The sequence below is a fragment of the Sphingobacterium puteale genome (genome assembly GCF_003627955.1).
Lineage (GTDB): Bacteria > Bacteroidota > Bacteroidia > Sphingobacteriales > Sphingobacteriaceae > Sphingobacterium > Sphingobacterium puteale.
Window position 1 is genome coordinate 1 of the sequence record NZ_RBWS01000041.1, and the last position, 7,413, is coordinate 7,413.

Genomic DNA, 7,413 nt, shown 5'->3' on the forward strand with positions numbered 1-7,413 from the left:
TTTTGGCCGCTAACCTTATTATTCGGGGGAATACACGAAGATAATAAAACCCCAACTATTTATTTATCAAATAGTTGGGTTTTTTCTGAATATCCCTCAATCATAGCGGATGCAAGAGACTGCTTCTGTTAATTTCAAGCAAACGACCGTTTAGCGATTGCGGATTCCTTTAGCTCGCGCAGTATTTTCTATTACCGTTTTTAGCTTATTCCATTCACGCTCAGTTGGAAAGTTCATTGCTAGACAAGTTTATGTTAATATTCCAATGGTTGCTTCCTCCATCTTGCACATCGATAATATCTTGTGAGAACATCTCGCACTTCGCCCTTATGTCCCTATATAAATAGATACGGATAATAATATATAAACTTCCAAACTGGTTTTCGGTGGTGGATCTCCTTTGCCTCCTCCTTGCTGGTGATATGTCAAAACTTTATTAAAATTAACTGTATTTTCTTCTTCATCACGATAGCGTTTTTCATCATAATCGTAAAACATACCATCTTGGGCTTCTCTAATGACCTAGATATCTCTTCTTGCTATGTCACTATCAGGTTTAACCATAAGCAGCTTTTGAGAATAAACCATAGCCTCTTCATCCGACAATATTTTTTCAGGAATATGGTTATAGTACAAAATAATCTCCAGAATATCTGAATCCATTGGTTTTAGCTTACCCGCTTCTTTCGCATGGTATAGACCTATCAATTCACATCCATCAATATGATTTAAAATACCCCCCATCAACCTACTGATGGATAGATGTATTCGCCAATCATCCTCTTTTCCCCCTAAAAGTCTTAACATATAAGTATAGATAAAAAAGTTAACATCTCCGTTTTCTGGATTATAAGCGAGTCTATATAAAACATGTTCAAACTCATCAAAGTCAATGCTATTAAACAAACTATCAAGTGGATTCAAGTTTAAATCCTTCAAACTAGTCTCCAAATTATTTAATTCCATTTCGTTAATTACTTTGCTAAAACTTGTAACGCCTTCCATTTATAAACAGGATCAGTAATTACCCAAGCATTGCTAACTACAGTCTTACCCGCAACATTATTAGTTACTACCTGAACAATTTCTCCTCTGGCCACTCCCCAAATTTAGGAGTGTTCTAAAGTAGAGAATTCCCCTGTTTTTACCTGTTTTTCCGTAAACATTTCAGGTATTCAATCACCTAAATAACTACGAGGTCCGAAAATACCGCATCCCTCCTTCCAAACCTCAATTTTTACCTTTGCATATTTCAATAATTAGAAATAAATATCTTCCAAACAGGATATTACGAAACTACTCCTCATTGAAATCTTCACTATAGCCGGCTCTCTTTGATCTGTTAATCCACTCATCAGCAGGCCTGCCATTAATCAAGCCTCCATTACAATTCCATTCTGAAATAAAGATTCTCGTACCTAGGACAGGCTTCTTCTTCTTTAAAAATATAATAGTATTTCCAATATTTTTAATCAAGGTATCACCTTTTGACCAATGTGGAATAACACCCGCTAACCCCCTATCTATTTTTATCTTACGATATTTATCAAGAGTAAGATCCTTAGCATATATTTCATAGTAGTTGTCTTCAGTAGTTGTAGGCCCCTCAACCACTAAATTAAACGCCATATTACTCCTATAATTCATAAGTTGTTTACAGGTATCTTCAGTCATACAACCAAACAAGTAAAGTAGTAAAACACAACATAAGAAAATGCTCATTCTCTTTTTAAATTTCGGTCTCAAATACATTTTTCTATAATTTATATCCGATAATGACTGTAGCGCTAATCAAAACATTTTTCAGCTAAAATTTTTTAGTCCTATCAATACCAAATGATATTCCAAAACTTCCAGAAGAGTAGGGCGAATAGCTTCTAGAATATCCAATACTTAATTTATGAGCCATTTTTAATTAAAAAAATCAAATAAGTATCATCGATTTTTTTTACCGATACATTTAGGTAACTTAAAAATTCAATCTATCTCAGTCCATGTGAAGCCAACCTTCTCTCCCATATATCACCATCTTCACCATTAATGAAAGTACCTTTACATGTCCATTCTATTAAAAACTTCCTAGTGTTTAATATTGAATCTCGCTTCCTCAATTCTACGATGGTATTTCCTCGATTCTTTGTCAATGTATCTCCAATATTCCATATTGAAGATAGTGAGACCAATTCTCTATCAATAGACAATATTGAATCTTTTTTTGAAGCTAAATCTCTTACGGAAAACCGGTAATAATTAGGTTCAGCAACTGGTTTACTTAAAATTATAATGTCAAATTGTACATCGTTATAAAATCCAGTAAACTCTTCACATTGCCTTTTATTGTAATCTGTACAATTAAACAATAAAAACAAAAGTGGGATTAATAAAAAAATAATAATAAAAGCTGTCTTTTTCATATCAGAATTTTGTAGTCCTATCAATACCAAAGGATATTCCCAAAGTTCCAGAGGGATAGCCAACAGAAGAGGATACGGAAGCATAAAATCCGAATTTATTCATTTCTTCAACTGTGATACTAAAAGAGCCTGACCTCACCCAAAGTTCAAGAGTGTTCTAAAATAGAAAACTTTGCTATTTTTACCTGTATTTCCGTAAACATTTCAGGTATTCAATCACCTAAATAACTACGGGGTCTGAAAATACCGCATTCCTCCTTCCAAACCTCAATTTTTACCTTTGCGTCTTTCAATAATTAGAAATAAATATCTTCCAAACAGGATACTACGAAGCTACTACTCATTAGAATCATCGCTACGAAGTCCGTATTCAAACCTAGATACCAAGATTTCAAAGGGGTTCGCCATTGATAAAGCTACCATTACAAGTCCATTCCGAAACAAATATTCTTGTGCCCAGAATAGGTTTTTTCTTCTTCAAAATCACAATAGAATTTCCTTTACTTTTGGTCAATGTATCACCAATACTCCAATTTGGAACAATACTTCCTAAACCACGATCCACCTTGGCTCTTCCACTTCTATTGAGAATAAGATCCTTTGCATTCATTTCGTAGTAGTTGGGTTCCGCAGTTGTAGGCCCCTCGATCACTAGGTTAAATTCTATGTTACTATTATATTCCATGATTTGTCTACATTTCTCTTCAGTCATACAGCCACACAACCAAAGTAATAAAACACCACATAAGAAAACGCTTAATTTATTTTTATATCTCGATTTCATTTAGCTAAAATTTTGTAGTCCTATCAATACCATAAGAAAAACCTAAAAGCCCTGAAGAATAAGGAGAATAACTTCTAGAATATCCTATACTTAATTTATGAGCCCCTTTTATTCCTCTTATTCCACCATGTTTGATTTCAACAGGACTCGAATATGTCAAACCCAAATTACCAAAACTAACTCCCGTATCCATGGTTGTTCCAGCAATCTCTCCTAACAACTCTCTTTTAGAGGTATTCTCGTAAAGATCCAAACTTACTCCAGCACCAATAGAAGGCAATACGCTAGGGTAGCCTATGGAAGAAGTCACAGAACCATAAAACCCGAAATTGTTCATTTCATCAACTGCGATACTTAGAGAACCCGAAAATCCGTATGCGTTAACTCCAATACTCAATCCTACCCCATCGGGTCTATAAGGTCCATACTCTCCACTACTCGGTGCATGAAAATAAGGATGATCTGCACCCCAGTCTGCAAAAGCACGATATGACTTTTCAGCCCAGGATTGTGAAGATTGTGGTCTTGAATAACTCAAATTGTTAACGTTCGCAAACTGCATAAACCCATTACCAGTACTCCTTCCTGCATATATATTAGGAATACCATTTACAACCTTACCAACAGTATAAAGACCTTCAGCTGTTTTATGAATTTTTCCACCATGGATTAAAGTATAGGCAAATGCACCTAACCAATTTGACCAGCCACCGTCTACATCTACACCACTAACTGGATTATTCCCCATTCCAACATAAGGTGAAACATATTGTCCTTTAGGATCTCCCGTGAGCCAACGTCCCAGCACCGCATCATAGTTTCTAAGCTCAAAATTGTTCCAACCTGTTTCTTTGTCCTTCTCGGCATATAGTCCCTGATAACCATACCTAATGTCTATACCCGCCGAACGGGCCTCCATGCCATAAGGGTAATAGTCCGCGTTATACTGTACATCCGCAAAACCTCCGGGCAGCTTGTTCCTGCTGATGATCGCACGGGTGTTACCCAAATGATCCGTTAGCGTATAGCTATAACTTGATCCGAGTCTATTCAACATACCCAGTCTGCCTGATCCATATACAGGCTGCTCGATCAACTGCAGTGCCCCACCACTCTTGCTCTCAAACACCGCCAGCAGCGTCCCTGCGACATCATAGCTATACCAGGTTATTGCATTTGTCCGGTGGTCTTTCTTCATGATCCGGTTTCCACCCTCGTCATAGGCAAAGCTAAGCATTATCACCGACTTGGCGGCATCGCTGTATATACTTGTCACCTTGCCTGAGACATCATAATCCAGGTACATGCCAGCTGTTCCCTTCACCTGTGAGGCCAGCTGGCCAACCGCGTCATAACCATAGCTCGCATAACCCGTTACCGAACTCAGCTTGTTGGTGCCCGCCTGATAGTTGTAGGTAAAGTTGTTCACAGTAGTGCCTGCTCCATTGGTCCGCTGCAATTTCAGCAGGTTCCCGTGACCGTCATAACTGATCCCCTTCTCCTGGTTCACATTTGTTGTTCCCGTAAACATCTTAGTGGTATAATCTGGTGTACCCCAGATGTTAGACAATAGCTGCCCCTTGGTATCGTAGGTATAGATATTCATCCCAGCAGCGTCCACCACCGTGCTTGAAGGGGTTACCTGTGTCTGCCAACCGATACCGTTAACCAAACCGCCAAACTTAAATGGGGCTGACGCATTTTGGACCCCATTGATATTTGTTCCCGCACGCAGGTAATCATTGGGATAATACTCCATGTTCTGGCTGAACACATAACGCGCAAACCCGTTGCCCTTTCCGTCTTTGCCCGGATCATTGATACTAATCTCATCCTGCATCACCACATTTGCATTGTTGATGCTCTTGAGCTTGCCGTCAACCGTGTACACATAATCAACCCCCTGCAGCTTGTCGCCATATTCAACACGTTTCAATCCCCCCGTCAAGGCATAGATATATTTGGCATGCAGCACCCTGCTGGAAATATTGTCAGTCGTATTGGTGTACACCGTTTTCAGCTTCCCGTTCAGGTCATACTCATAATAATGCACAAAGGTCTCTGCCGCCGTATTCTTCAGGTACACAGACTTGGTCACACGCCCAAACTCGTCGTACACATACTCCATCTTGCAATTGCATTTCTCAACTTATTTTGATTTTGGAAAAATTGTAATGTATGGAGCTCCTGGGTTGGGGGGCACATATACGGACATTTCTCCCTTTCAATAAAGCTAAAATAAAGTATTAAAAAAATAGCAATAATACCAAACCCAAAATTTTTATTAAGATAATTCATTCACATGATCAATCTAAAATCATAAAGTTTCAGAACAAATAAACGCTAACAAAAAGACCTGATTAACATCAGGCCCTTTTGACTTTAAAAAGTCATATTTTAAAATATGGCTTTTTAACGGCTTTTACTTAATTCTTATTTCCGTTTTTAGCAGCAAAACAGAAATTAATTTACATCAATTATTTTAAGTCTTTTTGTGGTGGCCGTATTTCATAAAATTCTACAATTTCCGATCCTTCATCTTGATTGGAAATAGCTTCATCATTGAAACTACCAAATTGATCTTCTGAAATTCTTATTGTAGCTGGATAAGTTGCCAAGTACCTAGATAAAATAACATTACAGGTTGGACATAAAGTTGAACCAGCAATTTGTTTTATACTTAGATTTTCCGTTTCTGGATTCTCCCAATCAATTACGAACAATTCCCCACAATTTGTACAAGTAACCAAGCTGTTATTACTCCAGCCGCTTTTTAATGGTAAAAAAACTTTATAATTGTAAATACCTATTGCAACATTTTCATACTTTATCAAACATCTGATTTTTTTCTTCTTCATATTTATGGTAATCTTGAGCCAACTCTTGCGCCTTGGCGAATTAATAAATTAGTAGTTCCTGGTGCCCTCACAGATGGTGCAACAAGTATATTTGCTCCTTGTGTAAATGGTAATGGTTGCGCAAAGTAGCCAGATGGAGGATTAATTTGTAAAGGAGTACTCAAAGGGTAATTTACTTCAAACACCACTGGAGTTATATTAGGGTTATGATACTTAAACTCTGCTATAGCTCCTTCTACTGTGTTATTGGCATAAATACCATCATTACCTAAACGACCGGCAGCACCAGACCTGTAAAAGCCGTTTGAAACAGTAGACTCCGCAAAGTCAGGATGAATTGCTCTATAGGCTGTTCCCTCCTTAGCAACAACTACATTGCTACCTCATTCAAATCAATATCCCCCACATTATTTTCAGCAAGCCATCCTTCAGCAAAACTATTTTCAAACCCTTCTCCTTTATTGCCTAAAAGATTTGTCCCTTTATTAAAAACGTTATTTTTTAATTCAATACGATTTTCAAATTGACAATCAAAAAAATTAAAAAAATCTGTAAAAACATTTCCTTCAATAACTAAAGGATTTATGTTATGTCCCCCCATTTGATAATCCACATAGTTTCTGACGATACAATTTTTTAATAATAATCCATTCTTAAACCAACAGGAATGAATTTTTAAATTATTGATTATGCAATTTTCTATAACCAAATGGACATTCAATTCGAACACTCCAATCAAATCAATTGTGCTAATTATACAATTGATTAAATGAAAAGTATTATGACCTTCTAAGTCTTCTTGATTTAAGAGGTCTACATTTTGATTTTCTTTTACCATGTTATATTTCCAAAATTTATAACTGTACCTTGGATCGCTCTATTTGAAACACCAGGATACATATTTACTGACATGATTTTTCCATCCTTAACAAATGCCTTGAAAGATTTTTGTAAGCCATTAATATTGCCAATTAATGTATTATCGCCGGGGCTTTTAGTAAGGACATGTTATTCTCGATCAGGTTCATTCCTTTAGAAGCCATTGTTTCAACAGATAAACCTAAATCTGCATGACGACCACCTGCAAAAGCATGTTTTGTAAAATTTCCTAAAACACCTTCGCTAAACGACATTCCCGTCTAAGCAGCAAATGAATGAACATTTTCAATGACCTTAACTTCTTCAACTGTTTTAACTGCATCCTCTATAACCTCAACACCTTTTGCAAACCCTATCCAGCCCCTCGTATATCCGGCTTGGCCTCCCCCCATCGACACCATTGTTCCATACATAGTATACAATGGTGTTAGGGTCTCACGAATATGATCCCGGCTCGGCTGGGTAACATACGCAAAGG

10 protein-coding genes are annotated in these 7,413 nt (G+C 37.2%); all 10 read right to left on the bottom strand.

Annotated features, from left to right (window positions below; translation table 11 throughout):
* Positions 1–327: 327 nt before the first annotated feature.
* Entirely contained in the window at positions 328–498 is a 171-nt protein-coding gene (locus tag D7322_RS28705; protein ID WP_183078881.1) for a hypothetical protein, read from the bottom strand.
* 24 nt (positions 499–522) lie between these two features.
* A complete protein-coding gene (locus D7322_RS28140; protein WP_121127488.1) occupies positions 523–1,005 on the bottom strand; it encodes a hypothetical protein in 483 nt (160 codons plus the stop codon).
* A gap of 291 nt (positions 1,006–1,296) precedes the next feature.
* Positions 1,297–1,674, bottom strand: a complete 378-nt coding sequence (locus tag D7322_RS28145; protein WP_121127489.1) for a hypothetical protein — start codon at positions 1,672–1,674, stop codon at positions 1,297–1,299.
* A gap of 308 nt (positions 1,675–1,982) precedes the next feature.
* On the bottom strand, positions 1,983–2,414 hold the full coding sequence (locus tag D7322_RS28150) for a hypothetical protein (RefSeq protein ID WP_147430571.1): 432 nt from the start codon (positions 2,412–2,414) through the stop codon (positions 1,983–1,985).
* A gap of 391 nt (positions 2,415–2,805) precedes the next feature.
* The gene (locus D7322_RS28155; protein ID WP_147430572.1) at positions 2,806–3,099 is read right to left on the bottom strand and encodes a hypothetical protein; all 294 of its coding nucleotides are present in this window, start codon (positions 3,097–3,099) and stop codon (positions 2,806–2,808) included.
* A gap of 103 nt (positions 3,100–3,202) precedes the next feature.
* A complete protein-coding gene (locus D7322_RS28160) occupies positions 3,203–5,326 on the bottom strand; it encodes an RHS repeat domain-containing protein (RefSeq protein ID WP_121127492.1) in 2,124 nt (707 codons plus the stop codon).
* Between the two features lie 349 nt (positions 5,327–5,675).
* Positions 5,676–6,056 carry a hypothetical protein gene (locus D7322_RS28165; RefSeq protein WP_121127493.1) on the bottom strand — a complete coding sequence of 127 codons (381 nt, stop codon included), beginning with the start codon at positions 6,054–6,056 and terminating at the stop codon, positions 5,676–5,678.
* A gap of 370 nt (positions 6,057–6,426) precedes the next feature.
* Positions 6,427–6,894: a hypothetical protein gene (locus tag D7322_RS28170; protein WP_121127494.1), complete on the bottom strand. Its 468-nt coding sequence runs from the start codon at positions 6,892–6,894 to the stop codon at positions 6,427–6,429.
* A 133-nt stretch (positions 6,895–7,027) separates the two neighbouring features.
* A complete protein-coding gene (locus D7322_RS28710) occupies positions 7,028–7,189 on the bottom strand; it encodes a hypothetical protein (RefSeq protein ID WP_183078882.1) in 162 nt (53 codons plus the stop codon).
* A 6-nt stretch (positions 7,190–7,195) separates the two neighbouring features.
* The coding region (locus D7322_RS28715; RefSeq protein ID WP_183078883.1) for a hypothetical protein at positions 7,196–7,413 on the bottom strand (218 nt) is incomplete at its 5' end.